25 protein-coding genes are annotated in these 25,256 nt (G+C 59.7%); 9 read left to right on the forward strand and 16 right to left on the reverse strand.

Annotated features, from left to right (window positions below):
• Window positions 1-90: 90 nt before the first annotated feature.
• A complete protein-coding gene (locus ACA079_RS03170; RefSeq protein WP_497702550.1) occupies window positions 91-474 on the reverse strand; it encodes a hypothetical protein in 384 nt (127 codons plus the stop codon).
• Between the two features lie 147 nt (window positions 475-621).
• On the opposite strand from ACA079_RS03170, the gene ACA079_RS03175 reads away from it, so the two are divergent.
• Together ACA079_RS03175 and ACA079_RS03180 are read left to right on the forward strand one after the other, a co-directional pair.
• Window positions 622-819: a heavy-metal-associated domain-containing protein gene (locus ACA079_RS03175; protein WP_497702551.1), complete on the forward strand. Its 198-nt coding sequence runs from the start codon at window positions 622-624 to the stop codon at window positions 817-819.
• 229 nt (window positions 820-1,048) lie between these two features.
• On the forward strand, window positions 1,049-2,245 hold the full coding sequence (locus tag ACA079_RS03180) for a multidrug effflux MFS transporter (RefSeq protein ID WP_497702552.1): 1,197 nt from the start codon (window positions 1,049-1,051) through the stop codon (window positions 2,243-2,245).
• Window positions 2,246-2,253: 8 nt separating this feature from the next.
• On the opposite strand, the gene ACA079_RS03185 is transcribed toward ACA079_RS03180, so the two are convergent.
• The 3 genes from ACA079_RS03185 to ACA079_RS03195 form a co-directional block, all read right to left on the reverse strand.
• A complete protein-coding gene (locus ACA079_RS03185) occupies window positions 2,254-2,424 on the reverse strand; it encodes a hypothetical protein (protein ID WP_165353242.1) in 171 nt (56 codons plus the stop codon).
• A 150-nt stretch (window positions 2,425-2,574) separates the two neighbouring features.
• Window positions 2,575-3,588 (reverse strand): zinc-binding alcohol dehydrogenase family protein, encoded by a 1,014-nt coding sequence (locus ACA079_RS03190; RefSeq protein ID WP_497702553.1) that lies wholly within the window; start codon window positions 3,586-3,588, stop codon window positions 2,575-2,577.
• 33 nt (window positions 3,589-3,621) lie between these two features.
• Complete coding sequence (locus ACA079_RS03195) at window positions 3,622-3,915, reverse strand: putative quinol monooxygenase (RefSeq protein ID WP_497702554.1); 294 nt, start codon at window positions 3,913-3,915, stop codon at window positions 3,622-3,624.
• A gap of 119 nt (window positions 3,916-4,034) precedes the next feature.
• On the opposite strand from ACA079_RS03195, the gene vimR reads away from it, so the two are divergent.
• The 3 genes from vimR (at window position 4,035) to ACA079_RS03210 (ending at window position 7,526) form a co-directional block, all read left to right on the forward strand.
• Window positions 4,035-4,964, forward strand: a complete 930-nt coding sequence (vimR, locus tag ACA079_RS03200; RefSeq protein WP_497702555.1) for a transcription regulator VimR — start codon at window positions 4,035-4,037, stop codon at window positions 4,962-4,964.
• 317 nt (window positions 4,965-5,281) lie between these two features.
• Window positions 5,282-6,016: an ArsR/SmtB family transcription factor gene (locus ACA079_RS03205; RefSeq protein WP_497702556.1), complete on the forward strand. Its 735-nt coding sequence runs from the start codon at window positions 5,282-5,284 to the stop codon at window positions 6,014-6,016.
• 127 nt (window positions 6,017-6,143) lie between these two features.
• A complete protein-coding gene (locus tag ACA079_RS03210) occupies window positions 6,144-7,526 on the forward strand; it encodes an MFS transporter (RefSeq protein ID WP_497702557.1) in 1,383 nt (460 codons plus the stop codon).
• Window positions 7,527-7,643: 117 nt separating this feature from the next.
• On the opposite strand, the gene ACA079_RS03215 is transcribed toward ACA079_RS03210, so the two are convergent.
• From ACA079_RS03215 to ACA079_RS03225, 3 genes are all read right to left on the reverse strand, one after another.
• Entirely contained in the window at window positions 7,644-8,597 is a 954-nt protein-coding gene (locus tag ACA079_RS03215) for an adenosine deaminase (protein ID WP_497702558.1), read from the reverse strand.
• Window positions 8,598-8,679: 82 nt separating this feature from the next.
• Window positions 8,680-9,645, reverse strand: coding sequence for a 2-oxoglutarate and iron-dependent oxygenase domain-containing protein (locus ACA079_RS03220; RefSeq protein ID WP_497702559.1), 966 nt, complete (start codon window positions 9,643-9,645; stop codon window positions 8,680-8,682).
• Between the two features lie 161 nt (window positions 9,646-9,806).
• Complete coding sequence (locus ACA079_RS03225; protein WP_497702560.1) at window positions 9,807-10,889, reverse strand: BMP family ABC transporter substrate-binding protein; 1,083 nt, start codon at window positions 10,887-10,889, stop codon at window positions 9,807-9,809.
• Window positions 10,890-11,186: 297 nt separating this feature from the next.
• Between ACA079_RS03225 and ACA079_RS03230 the strand changes: the two genes are divergently transcribed.
• Entirely contained in the window at window positions 11,187-12,275 is a 1,089-nt protein-coding gene (locus ACA079_RS03230; protein ID WP_497702561.1) for a calcium:cation antiporter, read from the forward strand.
• 97 nt (window positions 12,276-12,372) lie between these two features.
• Here ACA079_RS03230 and ACA079_RS03235 read toward each other — a convergent pair whose 3' ends face one another.
• The 3 genes from ACA079_RS03235 to ACA079_RS03245 all read right to left on the reverse strand — a co-directional run bounded on the left by ACA079_RS03235 (window position 12,373) and on the right by ACA079_RS03245 (window position 15,055).
• Window positions 12,373-13,731: an 8-oxoguanine deaminase gene (locus tag ACA079_RS03235; RefSeq protein ID WP_140683265.1), complete on the reverse strand. Its 1,359-nt coding sequence runs from the start codon at window positions 13,729-13,731 to the stop codon at window positions 12,373-12,375.
• A gap of 261 nt (window positions 13,732-13,992) precedes the next feature.
• On the reverse strand, window positions 13,993-14,679 hold the full coding sequence (locus tag ACA079_RS03240) for an SDR family oxidoreductase (RefSeq protein WP_497702562.1): 687 nt from the start codon (window positions 14,677-14,679) through the stop codon (window positions 13,993-13,995).
• 25 nt (window positions 14,680-14,704) lie between these two features.
• Window positions 14,705-15,055 carry a MerR family transcriptional regulator gene (locus tag ACA079_RS03245; protein WP_150656923.1) on the reverse strand — a complete coding sequence of 117 codons (351 nt, stop codon included), beginning with the start codon at window positions 15,053-15,055 and terminating at the stop codon, window positions 14,705-14,707.
• Window positions 15,056-15,137: 82 nt separating this feature from the next.
• On the opposite strand from ACA079_RS03245, the gene ACA079_RS03250 reads away from it, so the two are divergent.
• Entirely contained in the window at window positions 15,138-15,578 is a 441-nt protein-coding gene (locus tag ACA079_RS03250; RefSeq protein ID WP_497702563.1) for a hypothetical protein, read from the forward strand.
• Window positions 15,579-15,618: 40 nt separating this feature from the next.
• On the opposite strand, the gene ACA079_RS03255 is transcribed toward ACA079_RS03250, so the two are convergent.
• From ACA079_RS03255 to ACA079_RS03280, 6 genes are all read right to left on the reverse strand, one after another.
• Window positions 15,619-16,545, reverse strand: a complete 927-nt coding sequence (locus ACA079_RS03255; RefSeq protein ID WP_497702564.1) for an ABC transporter permease — start codon at window positions 16,543-16,545, stop codon at window positions 15,619-15,621.
• Window positions 16,545-17,651: an ABC transporter permease gene (locus ACA079_RS03260; RefSeq protein WP_497702565.1), complete on the reverse strand. Its 1,107-nt coding sequence runs from the start codon at window positions 17,649-17,651 to the stop codon at window positions 16,545-16,547. The genes ACA079_RS03255 and ACA079_RS03260 overlap by 1 nt, the downstream gene beginning before the upstream one ends.
• A gap of 11 nt (window positions 17,652-17,662) precedes the next feature.
• Window positions 17,663-19,228, reverse strand: coding sequence for an ABC transporter ATP-binding protein (locus ACA079_RS03265; RefSeq protein ID WP_497702566.1), 1,566 nt, complete (start codon window positions 19,226-19,228; stop codon window positions 17,663-17,665).
• 531 nt (window positions 19,229-19,759) lie between these two features.
• Window positions 19,760-20,341, reverse strand: a complete 582-nt coding sequence (locus tag ACA079_RS03270) for an IMPACT family protein (RefSeq protein ID WP_123369256.1) — start codon at window positions 20,339-20,341, stop codon at window positions 19,760-19,762.
• 7 nt (window positions 20,342-20,348) lie between these two features.
• Window positions 20,349-20,999 (reverse strand): TetR/AcrR family transcriptional regulator, encoded by a 651-nt coding sequence (locus ACA079_RS03275; protein ID WP_497702567.1) that lies wholly within the window; start codon window positions 20,997-20,999, stop codon window positions 20,349-20,351.
• 198 nt (window positions 21,000-21,197) lie between these two features.
• The gene (locus ACA079_RS03280; protein ID WP_046044702.1) at window positions 21,198-22,118 is read right to left on the reverse strand and encodes a LysR family transcriptional regulator; all 921 of its coding nucleotides are present in this window, start codon (window positions 22,116-22,118) and stop codon (window positions 21,198-21,200) included.
• Window positions 22,119-22,242: 124 nt separating this feature from the next.
• On the opposite strand from ACA079_RS03280, the gene aptA reads away from it, so the two are divergent.
• Together aptA and ACA079_RS03290 are read left to right on the forward strand one after the other, a co-directional pair.
• The gene (aptA, locus tag ACA079_RS03285) at window positions 22,243-23,592 is read left to right on the forward strand and encodes an omega-aminotransferase AptA (RefSeq protein WP_129438726.1); all 1,350 of its coding nucleotides are present in this window, start codon (window positions 22,243-22,245) and stop codon (window positions 23,590-23,592) included.
• A 79-nt stretch (window positions 23,593-23,671) separates the two neighbouring features.
• On the forward strand, window positions 23,672-25,165 hold the full coding sequence (locus ACA079_RS03290) for a CoA-acylating methylmalonate-semialdehyde dehydrogenase (RefSeq protein WP_109627832.1): 1,494 nt from the start codon (window positions 23,672-23,674) through the stop codon (window positions 25,163-25,165).
• Window positions 25,166-25,256 lie beyond the last annotated feature (91 nt).

Consider the following 25,256-nt stretch of genomic DNA (forward strand, 5'->3'; position numbering starts at 1 on the left):
CACTCGACAGCTCCTACAGGGGATACGAAACCTTGTAGGAGCTGTCGAGTGCAACGAGGCTGCGATCTTTTGATCTTTGTTACCGGCGACTCAATATTCCAGAGCAGCGGGTTTGAGGTACATCCCTTCCTGCGTCATCGCAATCCGGAACTTCAGCACATCACCGGCCTTGAGCGTGATGGTCTGCGAACCCGGTGCGAGCATGCCCGGATTGCAACCCGGCGCCTGGCCCGGCAGCAGCTTCAGGCGCAAGGACACATTGCCCGGCGGCAGGTTGAACGAGGTGCTTTGTTCCTGGAACAACCGCGCCGACAGCTGATCGTGAATGTAAACGCCAATCTCGCAGGAGGTCGCGACTTCCAGGCGCTCGCGGGAAATGATCAGTACGCCATAGTCCTCCCCGGCGGCTTGAACCGAAGGTGTCGCGGCAAATAGGCTGAGAAAGCCAAACAGGCTGAGAACTGACCAGCGCATGGCTGAATCTCCTGATGTCGAGTCATTGATGGACGCAGCTTGGCCGAGCGCGGCGCTGATTGCCAGCCCGGCAGCTCACTTCAGAACTTGACCTTGCCACGGTGGCAAGCTCGAGACTGCACACAACTTCACGAAAGGAGTCATCCCATGCAAGTGTTCAACGTTCAAGGTATGTCCTGCGGTCACTGCGTCAAAGCCATCACCCAGGCGCTGCAAGCCAAGGATCCGGCGGCCAGCGTGCGTATCGATCTGGCCGCGAAGGAAGTCGGCGTCGAGAGCGCTTTGTCGGCGGATCAGGTGATTGCCGCGATCACCGAAGAAGGCTACGAAGCAAAACTCGCCTGAAGCGATTGTTGTAGGAGCCGAGCTTGCTCGCGATAGCGGTGGAGCACTCAACATCTCAGTGACTGTTCTATCGCTATCGCGAGCAAGCTCGGTTCCTACAGATCTGTGTTTTAACTGACAGGCATCAATCGCCTGAGGGTTTTTAATAGTTAGCGACCTAACGGAATGTTCAAGGCGTCCATGCGCGGCTAGACTGTGGGGCTGCTGACCCTGTCCAACTGGATGCCTGATGAATTTCCGTACCATTTTGATTCTTGGCGCCTTGAGCGCCTTCGGTCCACTGGCGATCGATTTCTATCTGCCGGCCTTCCCGGCGATGGCGCTCGCCTTCGGCACCGATGAAAAACACGTTCAGCTGACCCTGGCGGCGTATTTCCTTGGCTTGTCCATCGGTCAGCTGGCTTACGGCCCGGTGGCGGATCGTTTCGGGCGACGGATTCCCTTGCTGACCGGCGTCGGGCTGTTCACCGCAGCCTCCCTGGCCTGCGCCTACGCGCCGAACCTCGAATGGTTGATGGGCGCACGTTTCATTCAGGCGCTGGGTGGTTGCGCAGGGATGGTGATCTCCCGCGCGATTGTCAGCGATAAATGCGATGCAGTGGGTTCGGCGAAGGTCTTTTCGCAGCTGATGCTGGTGATGGGCCTGGCGCCGATTCTTGCGCCGATGCTGGGCGGGCTGTTGGTCAACACCACGGGCTGGCAGTCGATCTTTCTCGTGTTGACCGGTTTCAGTGCGCTGGCAGGTTTGGCCGTGGCACTTGGGCTGCCGGAAAGTCTGCCGGCCCATGTGCCGCGTCAACCGTTGTCCGGCGCGTTGCGTCAGTACGGTCGACTGTTGTCGGATCCGGTGTTCCTCGGCCACGCCTTGACCGGTGGCATCGCCATCGCCGGGATGTTTGCCTACATCGCCGGTTCGCCGTTCGTCTTCATCAAGCTGTATGGCGTGCCGGCCGAGCATTTCGGCTGGCTGTTCGGTACCAATGCTGCGGGCTTCATTCTGGTGGCGCAGCTCAACGCGCGACTGCTGGCCAAGCGTGGCCCGGCGTTCTTGCTGGCGCGCACCGTGTGGATCTACGTCGGCGCCGGTCTGGCGCTGCTGGCCGTCAGTTCGTTGCACACCACGCAGCTATGGCCATTGCTGATTCCGCTGTTTGTTTGCATCGCCAGCCTCGGTTGCATCCTCCCCAACGCCTCGGCCTGCGCCATGAACGGGCAGGGCGCGCGGGCCGGCAGTGCGTCGGCGATGCTCGGTTGCCTGCAATTCAGCGTCGCCGCCGGGGCAGCAGCACTGGTAGGCGTTTTACACGATGGCAGCGCCATGCCGATGGCCATGGTCATCAGCCTGTGCGGAATTCTGGTGGTGAGCGTGGCGATGCTCACCCGGCGTTTGCAAAATGCCCGGGCGCTGGCGCAAGCCCAGGTCTGAGGAGGTACTCAGCCAGCGGCACGCTGCTGGCGGTCAATAATTTGATGAGGTGCTTGTAGTCGCGCTTCAAGGGTGCGGGTGAAGGCGCGGGCTTCGGCTTCGCTGCGGAATGTCACGGCGTGTTGGTCCAGACGGACTTGCCACTGGGATTTTGCCAATTCTTTTATCAGGATCTTCATTGCTGATCTCTCCTCTCGTAAAAGACGTTACGTAAAAGATTTTGCCGCAGAGGCCTCGATTGTAGACCCGAATACGATCGCAATTGTGACAAGGGGCAACTCTCGGACTGACGGTGTCGCCCATCAGGGCGACAACTGTGTCAGTTTGTTTCAGAACCCTTCGAGCACAATCTTGCCCTTGGACTTGCCGCTTTCCAGCAGTTCATGAGCACGGCGCAGGTTTGCCGCGTTGATGGTCCCGAAGTGCTCGCCGACCGTGGTCTTCAGCGTCCCCGCGTCGATCAGCCCGGCAACGCGGTTGAGCAATTTGTGCTGCTCGATCATGTCTGCGGTTTCGAACAGCGAGCGGGTGTACATGAACTCCCAGTGCAGCGACAGGCTCTTGCGCTTGAGCTTGGTCACGTCCAGCGCCTTCGGATCATCGATCAGGGCCAGCTTGCCTTGCGGCGCCAAAGCCTCGACCAACTGATCCAGGTGGTGATCGGTCTGGGTCAGGCTGGCGACGTGGGTCACCTGATCGACACTCGCGCGTTTGAGTTCTTCGCTCAACGGCTGGCTGTGATCGATCACCAAGTCGGCCCCGAGTTCGCGAACCCAGCTCTGGGTTTGCGGGCGGGAAGCCGTGCCGATGACTTTCAGCCCGGTCAGTTGACTGGCCAATTGCGTGAGGATCGACCCCACACCGCCAGCGGCACCGACGATCAAAAGGCTCTGGCCCTCATCGGTTTTACCTTCACGCACTTGCAGACGCTCGAAGAGCAATTCCCACGCGGTGATCGCGGTCAGCGGCAGCGCGGCGGCTTCGGCGAAACCGAGCGTCTTCGGCATATGGCCGACGATCCGCTCGTCTACCACGTGCAGTTCGCTGTTACCGCCAGCGCGGGCGATGGAGCCGGCGTAGAACACCTTGTCGCCGGCCTTGAACAGCGTCACTTCACTGCCGACGGCCTTGACCACACCGGCCACATCCCAGCCCAGCACTTTCGGCGCGCCAGCTTCAGGCTGGACGTTCTGACGGATCTTGGTGTCCACCGGGTTGACCGAGATGGCTTTCACTTCCACCAACAGGTCGCGCGGGCCGGCAACCGGTTCTGGCAGTTCGATGTCTTGCAGAGATTTTTCGTCGCTGATTGGCAACGAGGCGTAGTAGGCAATGGCTTTCATTGGGGCTCCTGAAAGTAATAAAGAAGGAAGAAATCAGACGATGGAGCGCAGGCGCTTGAGGTCGAAGTGTTCGAGAAAGTCGCCAGCCTTGGCGCGGAAGTTCTGGACATGCGCGCTGGCGTCATGGGCCTGCAGGGCTTCGTCACTGCTCCATTTTTCGATCATGTAGAAGGCATGAGGATTGGCGAGGTCCTGGTGCAAGTCGTATTGACTGCAACCGGCCTCGGCGCGGGTCGGTTCCAGCAGCGCTCGCAGATGCTGTTCGAGGGCGTCCTGCTGGCCGGCTTTGGCGATGAGGGTGGCGATAGCGGTGAAAGGCTGGGACATGTTCGGCTCCGGGAACGGGATGAATTCGATGGGACGGATGATTGGCTATTTCTCTGCAAGATAAAACCCGCTAAAAGAGCAGTCTCTTTCAATATTTTTTTGATAATCGAGGCTGAACAATGCTGCGTTTCGATGACTTGCAGTTGTTTGTCCGGGCGGCGGACCTGGGCAGTCTGTCAGCGGCGGCGCGCGGGATGGACATGTCGGCCGCGGTGGCCAGTGCGGCGTTGAAGCGCATCGAACAGCAGCTCGGCGCCCGGTTGCTCGCCCGTTCTACCCGTAGCCTGCGGCTCACCGCTGAAGGCGAGGGATTTCTCGAATACGCTCGGGCCGCCTTGAGCAATCTCGATGAGGGCCGCCGTTTATTGGCCAGCGGTCAGGACCAGGTCAGCGGGATTTTGCAGCTCTCGGCGCCTTCGGACTTTGGCCGCAACCTGCTGCTGCCCTGGCTGGACGAGTTTCAGCGAGAGCATCCGAAGCTTACGGTGCGTTTGCTGCTGGGCGACCGCATCGCCGATCTGTTCCGCCAACCGGTAGACATCGCCCTGCGTTACGGCGAGCCGGAAGACTCAAGCCTGGTGGCGCTGCCCATCGCCCCGCAGAACCGCCGCGTCCTCTGTGCCGCCCCGAGTTACCTGGCCCGGCATGGCGAGCCTCGGCAACTGGAGCAACTGGCTCAGCACAACTGCCTGCTGTTTATGCTCGGCAGCCGGGTCCACGATCATTGGAGTTTCCACGACGGCAAACGCGAGGTCAGCCTGACCGTCAGCGGCGATCGTTTCAGCGATGATGCCGATGTCGTGCGGCTGTGGGCGGTGGCGGGCGCCGGGATCGCCTACAAATCGTGGCTCGATGTCGCGGCCGATGTGCTGGCCGGTCGATTGCAAGTGCTCATGCCGGAACTGCTCTGTGAGCGCGCACCGCTGAATTTGCTGTGCGCCCATCGCGCACAATTGAGTAAGCCGGTGAACCTTTTGCGGGAAATGCTCGCCAGCCGATGCGCCCGGTTGAGTAGCCAATTTCCGACGTTATCGGGCCCCGATCATTAGTCGCAGGCAAATAGCGAAATTTCACTCAGGAACTATCACCACCAATGGTTTCCCAAGGGCAGGAACCGGCGGTTAACCCGCATATACTAGCGCTCGCCTCATGTTCGCACCGTCGATCTCGCAATGGCGAGTCCACGTCCGAGTCAGCCAGACCCCATGGTCAATCGCCGCGGCTTTGCGAAACCTGCGAAGCAATAGCCCGTGCGATTGGCTGGCTTTGCCCGGTTTATGGCGGTTTCCACGCCTTGGCCGACGACACATTACTGGTCAAGATGTCTCTGAGCAGTAGACGAAACGATTCAACAGGGAGTGAATACATGGAACATGCACCTTGCATCAGCCAGATCGCCACGTTGCTGGCTGACCCAAAGCGCAGCGCAATGATGTGGGCCTTGATGGACGGCTCGGCGCGGCAAACCGAAGAACTGGCCTTGTTGGCCGGCCTGTCACCGTCTTCGGCCAGTGCGCATCTGGGGCGTTTGTCCGCCGGAGGTCTGTTGAAAGTCGAAGTCCGCGGCCGCAAGCGGTTCTTCCGTCTTGCCGCCCCTGAAGTGGGTGCCGCGATAGAGGCACTGGCCAGCGCCACCCTGGCCAGCACGTCTCGGGAAGTCCCGGACGTTTTCAAGCGCACGCCCCCCCTCGCCAAACCTCAGGCAGCACCTTCGTCACTCTTGCGCGCCAGGCTTTGCGACGACCATTTGGGCGGCACCCTTGCCGCGGATCTTTACCAGCGTCTGCTGGATGCAGGCTGGATCGAACAGTTCGATCAGCGGGTCATGATCACCCACAAGGGCGCCACGCAATTGGCGACGCGGGGTGTGTTCATCCAGGCGCTGGCTCATCGCAACAGCCGAGTCGCCTGCGCTTGTCCGGACTGGAGCGAAAGACGCCCACACATGGGCGGATCTCTGGGTGCGGCGTTGCTGCAATTGTTCATGCAGTCAGGTTGGTTGAGCCTGCCCAACGATTCACGAGCCTTGCAGATCACCGCCGCGGGTCAGCGTGAAATCCATCGATTCGCCAAGGAAACCGAGCTGGAAATGGCGTTGTAGACGCATCGAGATCGACGTCCGAAGCTTCGGGCGTCGCTCAGAGCTGCGAACAGGTCGCATCCAGCAGTAACCCCCAGCAGCTATCGCGCACACTCGTCCGGGGACTTTCGGATTGGGGGGATGTGGCATGGAAACACGAGGCTTCAGCGCGGCAGAACGACTGGAACGGCTGCCCATCAGCGGTTATCACCGGATCGTTTTCATCATTATTGCCCTGGCGTTTTTCTTCGACTCCATGGACCTGGCGATGATGACTTTCCTGCTCGGCTCGATCAAAACCGAGTTTGGCCTGAGCACGGCGCAGGCCGGATTGCTGGCCAGTTCGAGCTTTTTCGGCATGGTCGTGGGGGCGTCGCTGTCCGGCATGCTGGCCGACCGCTTCGGTCGCAAACCGGTGTTCCAGTGGAGCATCGTGTTGTGGGGGATCGCCAGTTATCTGTGCTCCACGGCGCAGAACGTCGAAACGCTGACGTTGTTTCGAATCCTGTTGGGGATCGGCATGGGCATGGAGTTTCCCATCGCTCAGTCGATGCTTTCGGAGCTGATTCCAGCCAAAGGGCGCGGGCGTTACATTGCGTTGATGGACGGCTTCTGGCCGCTGGGTTTCGTCGCTGCTGGCGTGCTGTCGTACTTCCTGCTGCCGGTGATTGGCTGGCGGGACATCTTCCTGGTGTTAGCGGTGCCGGCGGTGTTTGTCCTGGCGATTCGCTTTTTCATTCCAGAATCACCGCGCTGGCTGGAACAGGCCGGGCATCATGACGTGGCAGACAAGGTTTTGCTGCGCATCGAAGATCGGGTCCGGGCATCCCTGGGGCGTTCGGATCTGCCTGAGCCGATCCGCCTGCCGAGAGTGGCGAGTACGCCGGGCCATTTCTTTTCCGCGTTGCGGCAGATCTGGTCGCCGCTGTATCGCCAGCGCACGATGATGATCTGGAGCGTCTGGTTCTTCGCCTTGCTGGGTTTCTATGGCCTGACGTCCTGGCTCAGCGCCTTGTTGCAGCAGTCGGGTTTTGCCGTGACTCAGTCGGTGTATTACACGGTGCTGATTTCCCTCGGCGGGATTCCCGGTTTCCTGATGGCCGCCTGGCTGGTGGAGCGTTGGGGACGTAAACCGGTGTGTGTGGTGACGTTGCTCGGCGGCGGGGTGATGGCGTTTCTTTATGGCCAGAGCGCAGTGTTTGGCGGCAACGTCAGCCTGTTGATTGCGTCGGGGCTGCTGATGCAGTTTTTCCTGTTCGGCATGTGGGCAGTGCTTTACACCTACACACCGGAGTTGTACCCGACATCCGCGCGGGCCACGGGCTCGGGGTTTGCTTCGGCGATTGGCCGCGTCGGTTCGTTGCTCGGGCCAATGGTGACCGGGCTGGTGTTCCCGATGACCGGGCAGGGCGGGGTGTTTGCGCTGGGGGCGATGTGTTTTGCGATTGCGGCGGGGGTGGTGTGGATGTTCGGGATGGAGACCAGAGGCAAGACATTGGAGGAGTTGACTGAACCGGTAGCCGTTGGCTAAACACAAACCCTGTGGGAGCGAGCTTGCTCGCGATAGCGGACTGACATTCAACATCGATGTTGAATGTGATGGCCTCATCGCGAGCAAGCTCGCTCCCACATTAGATCTTCAGCGGTCTTAAGGTTTGACCAATCTGGCATCCAGACTGTTCTGCGCCAATCGCTTGGCCTGATCCTGGGTCATGCCCAGATCGGTGTACAACGCGTGGAAGTTCTCGGTGACATAACCGCCGAAGTACGCCGGGTCATCCGAGTTCACGGTCACTTTCACGCCACGCTCGAGCATGTCGAGAATGTTGTGCTGAGACATGTGATCGAACACGCAGAGCTTGGTGTTCGACAATGGGCACACGGTCAACGGGATTTGCTCGTCGATAATCCGCTGCATCAAACGCTCGTCTTCGATGGCGCGCACGCCATGGTCGATGCGCTGGATTTTCAGCAGGTCGAGGGCTTCCCAGATGTACTCGGGCGGGCCTTCTTCACCGGCGTGGGCGACGGTCAGGAAGCCTTCGTGACGGGCACGATCAAACACGCGCTGGAACTTGCTCGGCGGGTGACCCATTTCCGAACTGTCCAGACCGACGGCGACAAACGCATCACGGAACGGCAGCGCCTGGGTAAGGGTTTTCTCGGCTTCTTCTTCGCTCAAGTGGCGCAGGAAACTCAGGATCAAACCGCTGGTGATGCCCAGTTGCTGCTCGCCATCTTTCAGTGCGGCGGCGATGCCATTGAGGACCACTTCGAACGGCACGCCACGGTCGGTGTGGGTCTGCGGGTCGAAGAACGGTTCGGTGTGAATCACGTTCTGCGCCTTGCAGCGCAACAGGTAAGCCCAGGTCAGGTCGTAGAAATCCTGAGAGGTGCGCAACACGTCGGCGCCCTGGTAATACAGGTCGAGAAATTCTTGCAGGTTGTTGAAGGCGTAGGCCTTGCGCAGGGTTTCGACATCGCTCCACGGCAGGGCGATCTTGTTGCGTTCGGCCAGGGCGAACAGCAACTCGGGCTCCAGCGAACCCTCAAGGTGCAGGTGCAGTTCTGCCTTGGGCAGGGCGTTCAGCCAGTCGTACATAGTCTTTTCTCATCAGGTGCAGATGGCGAGCATTCTACAGATGCCCGTGGAAACAATTAGCAAAACCTGACCAGCCGGTTCATCACAGCGCTTCCTGTTCCCGTCGATAGGCGTAGGTCTCGGCGAAGCGCGAGAGCAGGAATTCGGCGCAGGTGGTGGCCGGATACTTTGCCGGGTGCCGTTCATCCTGACAGCCGGGCAGGCATTCGATGACCGTGTCGGGGTGCGGCTCGGCGAAGAACGGCATCGAGTAACGATCGACGCCCAGCGGGCTGATCACCCGGTGCGGCGTCGACAGGTAACGGTCGTTGCTCCAGCGCGCCATCATGTCGCCGAGGTTGACCACGAACGTGCCGTCGATCGGCGGTGCATCGATCCACTCGCCTTTTACGTTTCGCACTTGCAGGCCGCCGGCGGCATCTTGATACAGCAGGGTGATGCAACCGTAATCGGTGTGGGCGCCGGCGCCTTGTTGCTCTTCGGAGCTGGCGGTGTGGCGCGGTGGGTAATGAATCATCCGCAGCACGCTGACTGGTTCAACGAAGCGGGTGTCGAAAAAGTCGCGCTCGATGCCCAGCGCCACGGTCATGGCCCGTAACAGGGTTTGTGCCAAAGCCTGCATGTCGACGTAGTGCTGCTCCATCAGCGATTTCCAGCCGGGCATCGACGGATGACGGTTGGGGCCTCGCAGCGGTTTTTCCGCCAGCACTTCAGGGTGATCGGCCGGCAGGTGCAGGCCCATGTCGAAGGTTTCTTTCAGGTCGCTGGGTTTGCTCGGGTCGAGTTGTTCGGTGGCGATGGCGCCGTAACCGCGGTGGTGACGGGTTTGGGTGATGTCGATCTTGAGTTTTTCGGCGGCGGGCAGGGCGAAGAAACGTTGGGCGTGGTCGAGCACGGCGTTAATGCGCGCTGCGCTGATCGGGTGACCCTTGATGTAGAAGAAGCCCCACTCGCGGCAGGCGTGGTCTATTTGCGTGGCGATTGATTGCCAGGCGGATGAGTCATCGGTGTAGAGCGGGGCGATGTCGATGATCGGGAGCTGGTTCATGCGGCAGTCCTGAAAGGTGCGCTGGCTGAAGGGCACTGGAGATCCATTGTGGGAGCGAGCTTGCTCGCGATAGCGGCCGGACAGGCAACATCTCCATTGACTGTGAAACCGCTATCGCGAGCAAGCTCGCTCCCACAGGGGTTCTGTGTTCGGCTTGGGAGTTACTTCGGAATGTCAGCCTTCATGCCTTCGACGTAGTAGTTCATCGATGCCAGCTCCGCATTGCTCGCCGTCGCACCCGCCGCGATTTTCTCAACGCCTGCCTGATCCTTGATCGGCCCGGTGAACGGGTGGAATGCACCGCTTTTGATGTCGGCAATGATCTGCTCTGCCTCGGCTTTCACCGGCGCTGGCACCAGATCGCTGATCGGCAACTCAACCGTACCTTCCTTCAAACCACCCCAGTAATCCTGCGATTTCCACATGTGGTCGAGCACGCTTTGGGTCGCCTGAATGTAGTGCGGCCCCCAGTCGTTGACGATGGACGTCAGCACCGCTTTCGGCCCGAAGTGCGCCATGTCCGAAGCGTAGCCCACGGCATACACGCCGCGACGTTCAGCCGCCTGGATCGGCGCCGGGCTGTCGGTGTGCTGGAACACTACGTCCACGCCTTGATCGATCAGCGCGTTGGCGGCATCGGCCTCTTTGCCCGGATCGAACCAGGAGTTGACCCACACCACCTTGATCTCGGTGCCGGGGTTGTACTTGTTCAGGGCCAGTTGAATGGCGTTGATGTCGCGGATCACTTCGGGGATCGGGAAGGACGCGACGTAACCGATCTTCTTGGTCTTGGTCATCTTCGCCGCGAGGAAACCGCCGACGTAGCGCCCTTCATACGTGCGCGCCAGGTAGGTGCCGAGGTTCTTGTCCTGCTTGTAGCCGGTGGCGTGTTCGAAGGTCACCTTGGGAAATTGTTTGGCGACTTTCAGGGTCGGGTTCATATAGCCGAAAGAGGTGGTGAAGATCAGGTCGTATTTGTCCTTGGCCATGTTGCGGATCACCCGCTCGGCGTCGGCGCCTTCGGCGACGTTCTCCACATAGTTGGTGGTGATCTGGTTACCGAATTTTTCGGCCAGCGCCTTACGCCCCTGTTCATGCTGATACGTCCAGCCGTGGTCGCCAATCGGACCGATGTAGACGAAGCCGACTTTCAGCGGGTCGGCGGCACTGGCGGTCAGGCTGGCGCTCAGACCGATGGCCGCCGCAACGGCGCAAAGCAGCTTCTTCAACGGACGTTTGTGCATGAATTCGAACTCCATTTTGTTTTGAGGTTGGCGAGGCCAATGCAAATTACTGACCAACAAGACAACAAATCAAAAGATCGCAGCCTGCGGCAGCTCCTACAGGGGAATGCGAAACCATGTAGGAGCTGCCGCAGGCTGCGATCTTTTGATCTTCAACTCACCACTGGAACTAACCCAGTGCACAAGGCCCAGTTCACGCCATCCACTGGTGCGCTAAGGTGTAACGAAACGTTAGCGCCGCCTCGCAGTCACTAACTCATCACACTGATTTCGCTTCAGTCGGCAAAAAGGCCCGCAATGCTCACACTCCTCAAGCAAGAAAAGTTTCTGCTGCTGGCCGTGATCGCCGCCGCCGTCGCCTATCCGCTGGAACACTGGATGCTGCACAGCGGCCAGCCCATTGCGCTGACAGCCGGCCTGGTACTGATCGCCTTCATCGTCGTTGCCTCCATGCGCGTCGCCCATCACGCCGAGTTGCTCGCGGAAAAAGTCGGCGACCCTTACGGCACGATGATCCTGACCCTGGCCGCCGTGCTGGTGGAAGTGGTGATCCTGGCGATCATGATGAGCAACGAAGCCTCGCCGACCCTGGTGCGCGACACGATTTATTCCGCGGTGATGCTCGACATCAACGGCATCCTCGGCCTCGCTGCGTTGATGGGCGGGCTCAAGCATGGCGAACAGTCCTACAACGATGACTCGGCGCGCAGTTACAGCGCGATGATCCTCACCGCCATGGGCGTTTCCATGGTGGTGCCGGAGTTTATTCCCGAGGCCAATTGGAAACTCTATTCAGGCTTCACCATCGGTGCGATGGTCGTGCTCTACACCTTGTTCCTGCGCATGCAGGTCGGGCCGCACAGTTATTTCTTCAGCTACAGCTACCCGGAAAAACGACGCAAGAAAGTCCCGGAGGAAGAACCTGAGCCCATCAATCTGGGGCTGAGTATTGGGACATTGGTGTTCGGCGTGGTGGTGATCGGCGCCTTGGCTGAAGTGATGTCCAAAACCCTCGACCTGGGCCTGGAAGGGACGGGCGCACCGCCGGTGATCACGGCGATCCTGGTGGCAGCAATCTCGGCGGCGCCGGAAATTCTGACGGCGTTGCGTGCAGCACTGGCAAACCGCATGCAGTCGGTGGTCAACATCGCCATGGGCGCGTCGTTGTCGACGGTGATCCTGACGGTGCCGGTGATGGAAGCAATGGCGCTCTACACCGGCCAGCCGTTCCAGATGGCGATGACCCCGGTGCAGACCGTGATGGTCTTCCTCACCCTGATCGTCAGCGCGATCAACCTCAACGACGGCGAAACCAATGCCATCGAAGGCATGACCCACTTTGTGCTGTTTGCGACATTCATCATGTTGTCGCTGCTGGGCCTCTAAAAGCATCGCGGGCAAGCCATGCTCCTACAGGATTTTCATCAGTCATGAGAATGACACCGTACCTGTAGGAGCAAGGCTTGCCCGCGATGGCGTCCTATCAGGTGCCGGCGATTAGCTGCCGAGCCGCTTGGCTGTGATCGGCGATCAGACCTTTGAGATCCAGCCCTTCAACCTGCCCATCAATCACCCGCCATTTGCCTCCAACCATCACCCGATCCGCCCGATCAGCGCCGCACAGCAGCAACGCCGACACCGGATCATGGCTGCCGGAGAACCGCAGCTCATCCAGCTTGAACAGCGCCAGATCCGCCTGCTTGCCCACCGCCAGCTCACCGATATCGGTACGCCCGAGCAAACTCGCCGAGCCCTTGGTCGCCCACCCCAAAACCAGTTCCGGCGTGATCTTCTCGGCGCCATAACGCAGCCGCTGAATGTAAAGCGCCTGACGGGTTTCCAGCATCATGTTCGACGCATCGTTGGACGCCGAACCGTCCACGCCCAAGCCCAGTAACGCGCCCGCAGCGGTCAGGTCCAGGGTCGGACAAATGCCGGAAGCCAGGCGCATGTTCGAACTCGGGCAATGGCAAATACCGGTGCCGGCAGCGCCGAGGCGAGCGATTTCATCCGGGTTGAAGTGAATGCCGTGAGCCAGCCAGGTGCGCGGACCGAGCCAGCCGACGCTGTCCAGGTAATCCACAGTGCGCAAGCCGAAGCGTTGCAGGCAGAAGTCTTCTTCGTCGAGGGTTTCGGCCAGGTGGGTGTGCAGGCGCACGTCAAGTTTGTTCGCCAGTTCGGCGCTGGCCGACATGATTTCTGGAGTCACCGAGAACGGCGAGCAGGGCGCGAGGGCGATCTGGATTTGCGCGCCGTCGCCACGCTCGTGGTACTCGGCGATCAAGCGCTGGCTGTCGGCAAGGATGACTTCACCTTCCTGCACGGTCTGCTGCGGTGGCAGGCCGCCGTCCTTCTCGCCGAGGCTCATGGAACCGCGCGTCAGCATGGCGCGCATGCCCAGTTCGCGGACGCTCTCGACTTGTACGTCGATGGCATTTTCCAGGCCTTGCGGAAACAGGTAGTGGTGATCGGCCGCGGTGGTGCAGCCAGACAGCAGCAATTCGGCCAACGCGACTTTGCTGGCGAGGGCGAGTTTTTCAGGGGTGAGGCGGGCCCAGACTGGGTAGAGGGTTTTCAGCCACGGGAACAACGGCTGATTGACCACCGGTGCCCAGGCGCGGGTCAGGGTTTGATAGAAGTGGTGATGGGTGTTGATCAGTCCCGGCAGGATCACATGCTCGCGGGCATCGAAGACTTGTCCACAGGGTGCGGAAGGTTGCTGGCCAGCGGCGAGCACTTCGACGATCAAACCGTCTTGCAGCACCAGGCCGCCACGGGCATCGAGGCCATTGGCAGTGAAGATCGCGAGGGGATTTTTTAACCAGGTACGGGTCGCAGGCATGTTGGCCGGCTCCTCTGAAAGTTGGGTTCAGGTTAGCCAGCTCAGTGATTACCCTGTCTGCTGATCCAGGGTCGTCGCGGGGACGAGGTGCGGAGTTTCAAACAAAACCGCCCTGTGGGCAAGCCCTGCCCGACCAGACGACGCAAAACCCCTGTAGGAGCTGAGCTTGCTCGCGATAGCGGACTGACATTCAACATCAATGCTGAATGTTATGGCCCCATCGCGAGCAAGCTCAGCTCCTACAAGGGCAGGGCAGTGGTGTTACCAGGGAATGGTTTCACCCTTGTAATTCACGAAGTGATGCCCGCCCTTGCCGACATACGCATTCACCTGATCGACCAATCCGCGCGTGCTGGTTTCCACATCAATGTCCGCGCCTTCACCGCCCATGTCGGTCTTCACCCAGCCCGGATGCAACGATAGTACGGTGAGTTTCTGCTCGCCCAACTGAGTGACGAAGCTGTTGGTCATCGAGTTCAGCGCTGCTTTACTGGCCTTGTACAACGCCAGCTCCGGCGCGTCCGGCATGGTCACGCTGCCCAGCACCGAACTCATGAACGCCAGCACACCGGTATCCGGACGAATCTGCCCAACAAAGCGTTGAGCCAGATTGATCGGCGCCACCGCATTGGTGAAGAACAGTTGGCCGACTTCGGCCAAGGTCGCGCCGCCCGGCGTCTGAACTTCCGGGCCTTTGACCCCGGCATTCACGAACAAGAGGTCAAACACTTCGCCCTTGAGTTGTTGGCTCAGGGCGATGACCGCCTGCTGATCGTCCATGTCGAGTTTTTCGATCCGCACCTTGCCCAAGGCCTGCAAAGCTTCGGCGTTCTGCGGGTTGCGCACGGTGGCGGTGACTTGCCAACCGTCGGCCAGCAGGGTTTTCACCAGACCGAGGCCCAGGCCCCGGGAGGCGCCGATGATGAGTGCGGTTTTTGCCGTAGACATAAGTGGCTTCCTTGATAAATGAGGATCACGGATTCAATGGACAACGCTGACCGAGCCGTTGCTGCAACTCCTGACGCAGCGCGCCGAGTTCTTCCATTCGGGTTTCGATCAGTTTGAGTTTGTCTTGCAGCAATTGCGTGACGGCGCTGTCCGGATCGGGCGACTGCCATATCGCGGCGACGCTGTTGCCGATCTCGCCGAGGGTAAAGCCCAATCGCTGAGCGGTCTTGATGTACTGCACCAGTTGCACCATGTCCGCCGGATAGTCGCGATAACCGTTGGCGCTGCGTTGTGCCGCAATCAACCCGCGTTGCTCGTAGAAACGCAGTGTGTCGCGGCTGACGGCGCTGGCCTGGGCTAATTCACCGATGCGCATCATGACATCTCGAGAGGGCTTGACCCTGGAGCATACTCCAGGCTTTAGCCTTGTTGCTCCCTGAGTTTATGGAGCAATGCCAATGTGGACTTCAACGCAATATCGCCGGTTGGTGAAGGGTAGCGCCTGGTATGACTTGATCGTCATGGTGGCGTTTGTCACGCCGTGGAGTTTTGCGGCGTTGCATGGGGTTTTGTTGAGTGTGAGTCAGGCGATCAACTTGCCTGGCGAGTTGCCGCCGTTTGAACCGATGCACATGCTGATGGCCAATCTGTTGGGGTCGATTGTCTGCGTGTGGGCGGTGCTGCGGATTCGGGATCCGCAGCAGGTGTATGGGCGGTATGACGCGGTCGGTAGATTTCTGTTCTCTGCTTGGCAGCTCTATGCCTTGCTCCATGGCGCCAGTTCGCTGTTGGTGATTTTCTTGTTCTTTGAATTAGTGTGGGGCGTTGTTCAGGTATTGCCTGTTCGGCAGCCATCGCGGGCAAGCCATGCTCCTACAGGAACAGCGCCAAACCTGTAGGAGCCGAGCTTGCTCGCGATGGGGCCCGCCCGGCCAGCCTCTAATGCCCGGCCTGCCACGGCTGCCCCAACGACACCGGCGCATACAACCGCGTACGCAGCGCATCTCGCGACAACAGCACCAACACCACAATGGTCGCGACATACGGCAGCATCGCTAGCAGACTCGACGGAATCGCCAGCCCCAACCCCTGCGCCACCAAATGCAGAATGCTGGCGAGCCCGAACAGATACGCCCCCAGCAACAATCGCCACACCCGCCAACTGGCAAACACCACCAGTGCCAAGGCAATCCAGCCACGCCCAGCGCTCATGTTTTCCGCCCACATCGGCGTGTAGGCCAGCGATAAATAAGCCCCGGCCAATCCAGCCATCGCCCCACCAAACAGCACCGCCAACGTGCGCACGCCCAACACCGGCAAACCCATCGCACTGGCCGCATCCGGATTTTCACCGACCGCCTGAATGATCAGCCCGACGCGACTTTTCACAATTACCCAGGCCACCAACGCAAACAGCGCGAACGACACATACACCAGCAGATCCTGCGCAAACAGCATCCGCCCGATCAGCGGGATTTCACTCAAATAAGGAATCGCCACCGGCTCAAAACCCGCTAGCGGTTTACCGACCCACGCCGCGCCGACAAACGTCGACAGACCCACACCGAAGATCGTCAGCGCCAACCCGGTGGCCACCTGATTGGCGTTGAACACCAGCGCCACCAGCGCAAACAACGACGACAACAGCATCCCGGCGAGCATCGCCAGCAACACGCCGAGCCACAGGTTGCCGCTGTTCAGCGCGACGATAAAACCGATCACCGCACCAAACAGCATCATTCCTTCCTGGCCGAGGTTCAGAACGCCGCTCTTCTCGCAGACCAATTCACCCAAAGCCACCAACAGCAACGGCGTACCGCAACGGACCATGGCGTAGAAAATATTGCTCAGCAGATCGATATCCATCACAGCGCTCCTGCGTGTACGGCGGTGGCTTGTGCACGACGGGTCCAGCGCAGGTTCAAACGCGGTCGGTAGAGAATCAGCACGTCACTGGCCAAAAGGAAAAACAGCATCATTCCCTGGAATAATTGGGTGATTGCCTGGGGCAGATTCATGCTCATCTGCGCGCTCTCGCCGCCGATGTACAGCAGCGCCATCAACAGGCTGGAAAACAGAATACCGATGGGATTGAGTCGCCCGAGAAACGCCACGGTGATCGCGGCATAGCCGTAACCGGGCGAGACTTGCGGCACCAATTGGCCGATCGGCCCGGTGACTTCACACATCCCGGCCAGCCCCGCCAATCCTCCGCTGATCAACAGCGCCAGCCAGATCAGCCGCTTCTCGCGAAAGCCGACGAACCCCGCTGCGCGCTTGTCCAGCCCGAGCACTTTGATCTGAAACCCGATAAAGCTTTTCTGCAGCAACACCCACACCGCCACCAACGCGAGCAAGGCGAAATACACGCCGGCGTGAACCCGGCCGTCCTCCATCAGCAACGGCAAGCGGCTGGCATCGCCGAACATCGCGGACTCGGGAAAGTTGAACCCCGCCGGATCCTTCAGCGGCCCATGCACACAGAACAGCAACAAGTTCAGGGCGATGTAATTAAGCATGATGCTGGTGAGGATTTCATTGGCATTGAAACGCGTGCGCAACCACGCCGTCAGCCCTGCCCACGCGGCACCGGCCAGGGTGCCGACGAGCAGGATCAACACCAACGCCCAGCGACTTTGCATGCCGATGATGTTCACCGCCAATGCACTGCCGGCCAGCGCGCCAAGCAGCAACTGGCCTTCGGCGCCGATGTTCCAGATTCGTGCTTGGTACGCCACCGCCAGCCCCAACGCGCAGAGCAAAATCGGCAGCGCTTTGACCAATAGTTCGGAGACGCCATACAAGTCGCTGACCGGTGCGATCAGCAAGGTGTGGAGAGTGAGTAGCGGATCATGCCCCAGTGCGATAAACAGCAGCGAGCCACAGCCCAACGTCAGGACAGCCGCCAGCAATGGCGAGCACCACAGCATCAGGCGCGATTGCTGGCCACGGGGTTCGAGAGAAAGCAGCATGTGAAACTCCGTTAGAGCGTTGCGAGTGCGGGTGATTGAGGCGCGTCGAACTGGCCGGCCATCCAGCCGCCGACCTCGATCAGGCGCGTGTCGACCGTGGATTTGAGCGGCGACAATCGACCGCTGCACAAAGCGCCGAGCCGGTCGCTGATCTGGAACAGTTCGTCGAGGTCTTCGGAGATCACCAGGATCGCCGCGCCGGCGTCGCGCAAGGCAATCAGCGCCCGGTGAATGGTCGCGGCAGCGCCGACGTCCACGCCCCAGGTCGGGTGCGCGGCCACCAGCAGTTTCGGTTGCTGCAGGATTTCCCGGCCGAGAATGAATTTCTGCAAGTTGCCGCCGGACAGGCTGCGGGCCGGAGTCTGGCTATCGGGAGTCTTGACCCCGAAGCGGCGGATGATTTCTTCAGCCAGCGCTTCGACCTTGCCGCGCTGAATCAGGCCGTTACTGACCAGCCCTTGTTGAAAGGCAGTGAGCAGGGCGTTGTCTGCCAGGCTCAAGTCCGGCACCGCACCATGACCCAGACGTTCAGCGGGGACGAAGGCCAGTCCTAGTTTGCGCCGTGCATCGGGACGCAAATGTGCGACTGGTTGCCCGCTAAAACTGATCGTTGAGCCGTCGTTGCGGCTTAGAGGTTCTTCGCCGCTGAGTAAGGCCAATAACTCATCCTGACCATTGCCCGCGACACCGGCGATACCAACGATTTCACCACTGCGCACTTCCAGGTTGATGTCCTTCAGCGAGCAGCCGAACGGATCCGGGTTGTGCCAGGACAATCCGCTCACACTCAAGAAGACATCACTGCCGATCACCTTCGGATAATCCGTAATCAGCGCAGCGGCTTCGCCGACCATCAACTGCGCCAGTTGCCGATCCGAACACTCGGCCGGCACGCAATGCCCGGCCACCCGACCGCCGCGCAACACCGTTGCGCTATGGCACAACGCGCGAACTTCACCGAGTTTGTGGCTGATAAACAAAATGCTGCAGCCCTCGGCGGCGAGTCGGCGCAAGGTGACGAACAAATCGTCGGCCTCCTGCGGAGTCAGCACCGAAGTCGGCTCATCGAGAATCAACAGGCGGATGTCCTGCATCAGGCAACGAATGATTTCCACCCGCTGGCGTTCGCCGATCGACAGGCTGTGGACAAGTCGCTCCGGCTCCAGCGCCATGCCGTAGCGCCGGGAGACTTCACGAATTTTCGGCTCAAGCTGCTTCGGTGTACCCGCCGCCGCGCCCATCGCCAAGGCAATGTTCTGCGCCACACTCAGCGTCTCGAACAGCGAGAAATGCTGGAACACCATGCCGATCCCGAGGCTACGAGCCTGAGCCGGGTTGCGCAGGGTCACGCGTTGCCCTTGCCAGATCATCTCTCCCGAGTCTGCATGGGTGACGCCGTAGATGATCTTCATCAGCGTACTTTTGCCCGCGCCGTTTTCGCCAAGCAGGGCATGGATTTCGCCAGGGGCTATGCTCAAGTCGATGGCATCGTTGGCCAGGCAACCGGGGTAGCGCTTGCTGATTCTGCGCAGTTGCAGACGAGGTGTTGGATCGGCGATCGGCACGGTGTTGGGCATGACAGGCTCGGGTCGATTGAAGTGATGCCTGTGGACAAAGCAATTTCCTGGCCATTGAGTCAGGAAAAATCAAAAGCGTTACAGATAAAGGCTTTGAGGACGGTGCCTCGCCCTATGTCGATCCCGAACCAGGCACCACTTGAGGGCAAAGCCGTTGATCAGGCTCCGGTTTTGCTCAGGGTGTTTGGTCAAAAAACGAGCAACCTGCGGCAAGCCATGCCGGACATGGGGCGGCGACAGCCATGAACGGGTTATCCACAGATTGCTCCACAGTATTTGTGCGCAAGCCCGAAGCTCGGGCATAAGCACTGCGTGGCTTTCTTCTAAAGGTGATAAACCGCTCTAACTGATTGTTTTTACGTGGATTTAGCTTTTTTGATGGCGCATTGGACGAAAAGTGAGCAAAGCCCGCAAAGCCGCATGACAGAAGGGTTACAGCCGGGTGTGCTCAGGTTATCCACAGCCGGGTGCACAGTAGATGTGGGCAAATGCACCGGTTCGACGAAAGGGCTGTGAACGTTGTTGGTGCGATTAGTGCTGCAACAAAATGCGTCCGCGACTCAAATCTGCCAGCTGCGTTTGCAGGGTATCGATCTGGCTTTCGCCGATCGCCAATTGCAGCTCTACGCCGTTGGCCGTGAACGTTTCTTCCACAACCAATCCACCCAGTTCCGCCACCCGAAGCTTCACCAGCGGCAACTCTGCAAAAGCACAGGCGCAACTCACCGGCACCCGACTGATCAGTTCAACCTTCGCCGCGGCTTGCAGGCACTTGTTGGCGCCGCCGCCATACGCCCGAGCGAGGCCACCGGTGCCGAGTTGAATACCGCCATACCAACGAATCACCAGCACCGCGACCTGATCGCAATCCTGCGCGTCGATTGCCGCCAGAATCGGTCGGCCAGCGGTGCCGCCGGGCTCGCCATCGTCAGTGCTGCGATATTGGTCGCCAAGCTTCCAGGCCCAGCAATTGTGCGAGGCATTCAAATCGCTGTGCTGTTCGATGAACGCCTGGGCTTCAGCAGGGCTGCTGATCGGCGCGGCGAACGTGATGAAGCGGCTTTTGCGAATCTCTTCGCGGTATTCGCAAAAACCGCTGAGGGTAAAAGGCATAAGTGTCTTAGATCGTTGGCGTCAGGCCGCAGCCCTTGAGAATGATGCGGATCAGGTTGTTGCCGGCGTCTTCCATGTCTTGCTTGGTCAACTTGGTGCGCCCGCTGACACGGCAGATCTGTGTGGCGAAATCGGCGTAATGCTGAGTGCTGCCCCACAACAGGAAGATCAGGTTTACCGGGTCGACCGGGTCCATTTTTCCGGCGTCGATCCACGCCTGGAACACGCCCGCCCGGCCCTGGAACCAGTCGCGATAATCCTGGTTGAAGTACTCGGTCAGGCATTCGCCGCCGCTGATCACTTCCATCGCGAAGATCCGCGAGGCTTGCGGCTGACGACGGGAGAATTCCATCTTGGCGCGGATGTAACGCGTCAACGCTTCGGCCGGATCATCTTCAGCGGTCAGGGTGTTGAAGGTGCTGTCCCACAACTGGAGAATGTTGCTCAACACCGCCACGTACAAACCGAGTTTGTTGGTGAAGTAGTAATGCAGGTTCGCCTTGGGCAACCCGGCATTCAGGGCGATGGTGTTCATGCTGGTGCCTTTGAACCCGTGACGGGCGAACTCGTCTTCGGCGGCTTTGATGATGGTCTCTTCGTTCTTCTGACGAATGCGGCTGGCAGGTTTGCCGCCGTGAGCGGGGACTTCAAAGGTCATAGGCACTTCCGGACAAGTGGGTGGGTGCAACCAGTGCGTTGATAGCGCACCCACAGGATCCAGACAAGTACCTCGACGATAAAACCTTGCCCTGTAGGAGCCGAGCTTGCTCGCGATGACGGTTTAACATTCAACATTGATGGTGACTGACCCGACGCCATCGCGAGCAAGCTCGGCTCCTACAGGTTTTCACCGCTTTCAGCGTGTCGCCGCCAGACTCTCCAGAAAACTTTCCAGCACCAAATGCGGGCGACGGCCCTTGCGGGTGACCGATGCGAGGCTCAGGTCATAAAAACGCACCTTTGGTTTCAGCGCACGCAATCGGCCTTGCTGCACCCAGAGGCTGGCGTAGTGGTCCGGCAGGTAACCGATGTAGCGCCCGGTGAGGATCAGGAACGCCATGCCTTCACGGTCCGAGGCACTGGCGGTGCAATTGAGCGCTTGGTAATGGGCCTGGATTTCCGCGGGCAAACGGAAAGTCGGCGCGATGGCATCCTGGCTATTGAGGCGCTCGTCATCCAGTTGTTTATCGTCGACATAAAACAACGGATGACCCACTGCGCAATACAGCAGCGAGCGTTCGCTGTAGAGCGGCTGATATTCCAGCCCCGACAATGCGCTGGCTTGCGGTACCACGCCGACATGCAATCGACCGTCGAGCACGCCTTGTTCAACTTCATTGGGCGCGATCATGCGGATTTGAATCTGTACGTCCGGCCCGCGCTCCTTCAATTGCGCCAAGGCGTGGGTGATGCGCATGTGGGGGAGGGTGACCAGGTTGTCGGTCAGGCCGATGGTCAATTCGCCGCGCAAGTGTTGGTGCAGGCCGTTGACCTCGGTGCGGAAACTTTCCAGCGCACTTAATAGCTGCAAGGCCGATTGGTAGACCTCGCGACCTTCTTCGGTCAGGGAAAACCCGGCGCGACCGCGTTGGCATAAACGCAGACCGAGGCGCTGTTCCAGATCGCTCATTTGCTGGCTGATGGCCGAGCGGCCGATCCCCAGGACCGATTCCGCTGCTGAGAAGCCACCGCATTCCACAACGCTGCGGAAGATCCTCAATAAGCGGATATCAAAGTCACTGACTTGCGCCAGCGGATCGGGGCGACGGCTGCTCATAGTTTAGTGGTGACCTGACTGAACGTTAGAAGAGTTGGATTTCACCGACTTTATCCCCGTGGCAATTTAGCTGCAAGAACGCTTTTGATCTCTATGCCGCTTATTGCCCTGCGAGGTTTTGCCCATGAACTTGCCTGAAAACAACCCGACTTCCCTGGCCAGCCAGCTCAAGCTCGATGCTCACTGGATGCCCTACACCGCCAACCGCAATTTCCAGCGCGATCCGCGTCTGATCGTGGCGGCTGAAGGCAGTTGGCTGATCGATGACAAGGGCCGCAAGGTTTACGACTCGCTCTCTGGTTTGTGGACCTGCGGCGCCGGGCATACCCGCAAGGAAATTCAGGAAGCGGTCGCCAAGCAATTGGGCACCCTCGATTACTCGCCAGGCTTCCAGTACGGCCATCCGCTGTCGTTCCAGCTGGCTGAGAAAATCACCGACCTGACCCCGGGCAATCTGAATCATGTGTTCTTCACTGACTCGGGCTCCGAGTGCGCTGACACGGCGGTGAAGATGGTTCGTGCTTACTGGCGCCTGAAAGGCCAGGCCACCAAGACCAAAATGATCGGCCGTGCACGTGGTTATCACGGCGTGAACATCGCCGGCACCAGCCTCGGTGGCGTGAACGGCAACCGCAAAATGTTCGGTCAGGCGATGATGGACGTCGATCACCTGCCGCACACTTTGCTGGCGAGCAATGCCTATTCCCGTGGCATGCCGACAGAGGGCGGTATCGCCTTGGCGGATGAACTGCTCAAGTTGATCGAACTGCACGATGCTTCGAACATCGCCGCGGTGTTCGTCGAGCCAATGGCCGGTTCCGCTGGCGTACTGGTTCCGCCACAGGGTTACCTCAAGCGTCTGCGTGAGATCTGCGATCAGCACAACATCCTGCTGGTGTTCGACGAAGTGATCACCGGTTTCGGCCGTACCGGTTCGATGTTCGGCGCCGACAGCTTCGGCGTGACCCCGGACTTGATGTGCATCGCCAAGCAAGTCACTAACGGCGCGATCCCGATGGGCGCAGTGATTGCCAGCTCCGAGATCTACCAGACCTTCATGAACCAGGCGACGCCTGAGTACGCGGTGGAATTCCCGCACGGCTACACCTATTCCGCACACCCGGTGGCGTGTGCCGCTGGCCTGGCAGCACTCGATCTGCTGCAAAAGGAAAACCTGGTGCAGAGCGTGGCCGAAGTCGCGCCGCATTTCGAAAATGCGCTGCACGGTCTGAAGGGCTCGAAAAACATCATCGATATTCGTAACTACGGCCTGGCCGGTGCGATCCAGATCGCGCCTCGTGACGGCGACGCCATCGTGCGTCCGTTCGAAGCGGGCATGGCGCTGTGGAAAGCCGGGTTCTACGTGCGCTTCGGCGGCGACACCCTGCAGTTCGGCCCAACCTTCAACAGCAAGCCGCAAGACCTTGATCGTCTGTTCGACGCGGTCGGCGAAGTGCTGAACAAGATCGACTGATTTTCCCCTCTATTCTCTCTATATATAAAGACGGGCGCCCTTTGAAGGGCGCCTGTGGACAACTTTTCAGGAGCCCCGCATGAGCCTTATCCCGCATTTGATCAATGGCGAACTGGTGACCGAAGACGGTCGCACGGCTGACGTGTTCAACCCGTCTACTGGCCAGGCGATCCACAAGCTGCCATTGGCCAGCCGCGAAACCATTCAAAAAGCCATCGACTCGGCCAAGGCTGCGTTCCCAGCCTGGCGAAACACGCCGCCGGCCAAGCGTGCGCAGGTAATGTTCCGCTTCAAGCAACTGCTGGAGCAGAACGAAGCGCGTATCGCTCAGCTGATCAGCGAAGAGCATGGCAAAACGCTGGAAGATGCTGCCGGTGAATTGAAGCGCGGTATCGAGAACGTTGAGTTCGCTTGCGCGGCACCGGAAATCCTCAAGGGCGAGTACAGCCGTAACGTCGGCCCGAACATTGATGCCTGGTCGGACTTCCAGCCGTTGGGCGTGGTGGCCGGTATTACGCCGTTCAACTTCCCGGCCATGGTGCCGTTGTGGATGTATCCGCTGGCAATCGTCTGCGGTAACTGCTTCATCCTCAAACCGTCCGAGCGTGATCCAAGCTCCACGCTGTTGATCGCTCAATTGCTGTTGGAAGCAGGTCTGCCAAAAGGCGTGCTGAGCGTAGTGCACGGCGACAAGGCTGCGGTGGACGCGCTGATCGAAGCGCCGGAAGTCAAAGCGTTGAGCTTCGTTGGTTCGACGCCGATTGCCGAATACATCTACGCCGAAGGTACCAAGCGCGGCAAACGCGTTCAGGCACTGGGTGGCGCGAAGAACCATGCGGTACTGATGCCGGATGCGGATCTGGATAACGCGGTCAGCGCATTGATGGGCGCGGCTTATGGTTCTTGCGGTGAACGTTGCATGGCGATCTCGGTGGCTGTGTGCGTTGGTGACCAGGTGGCGGATGCGCTGGTGGCCAAGTTGGTACCGCAAATCAAGGCGCTGAAAATCGGTGCCGGTACTTCATGCGGTCTGGACATGGGGCCGCTGGTTTCCGGTCAGGCTCGCGACAAAGTCAGTGGCTATATAGAAGACGGTGTTTCTTCTGGGGCGAGCTTGGTGGTGGATGGTCGTGGTCTGAGCGTGGCCGGTCATGAGGAAGGCTTCTTCCTGGGTGGCTGCCTGTTCGACAACGTCACGCCAGAGATGCGCATCTATAAAGAAGAGATCTTCGGGCCGGTGCTGTGCGTTGTCCGGGTTAACAGCCTGGAAGAGGCGATGCAGCTGATCAACGATCACGAGTATGGCAACGGCACCTGCATCTTTACCCGTGATGGGGAAGCTGCACGGTTGTTCTGCGACGAGATCGAAGTCGGTATGGTCGGCGTCAACGTACCGCTGCCGGTACCGGTGGCTTATCACAGCTTTGGCGGCTGGAAGCGCTCGCTGTTCGGCGACTTGCATGCGTATGGTCCGGATGGCGTGCGTTTCTACACTCGTCGCAAGGCGATTACCCAGCGCTGGCCACAACGGGCGAGCCATGAAGCTTCGCAGTTCGCATTCCCTAGCTTGTAAGTAGAAGGGAAGAAGGCCGGCCCCTTGGGGCCGGCCTTTGCGTTTCTGGGGCTTTTTTGATCTATATGACAGAATTGTGAAATTAGGTGTT

The organism is Pseudomonas sp. LBUM1645 (genome assembly GCF_059716185.1).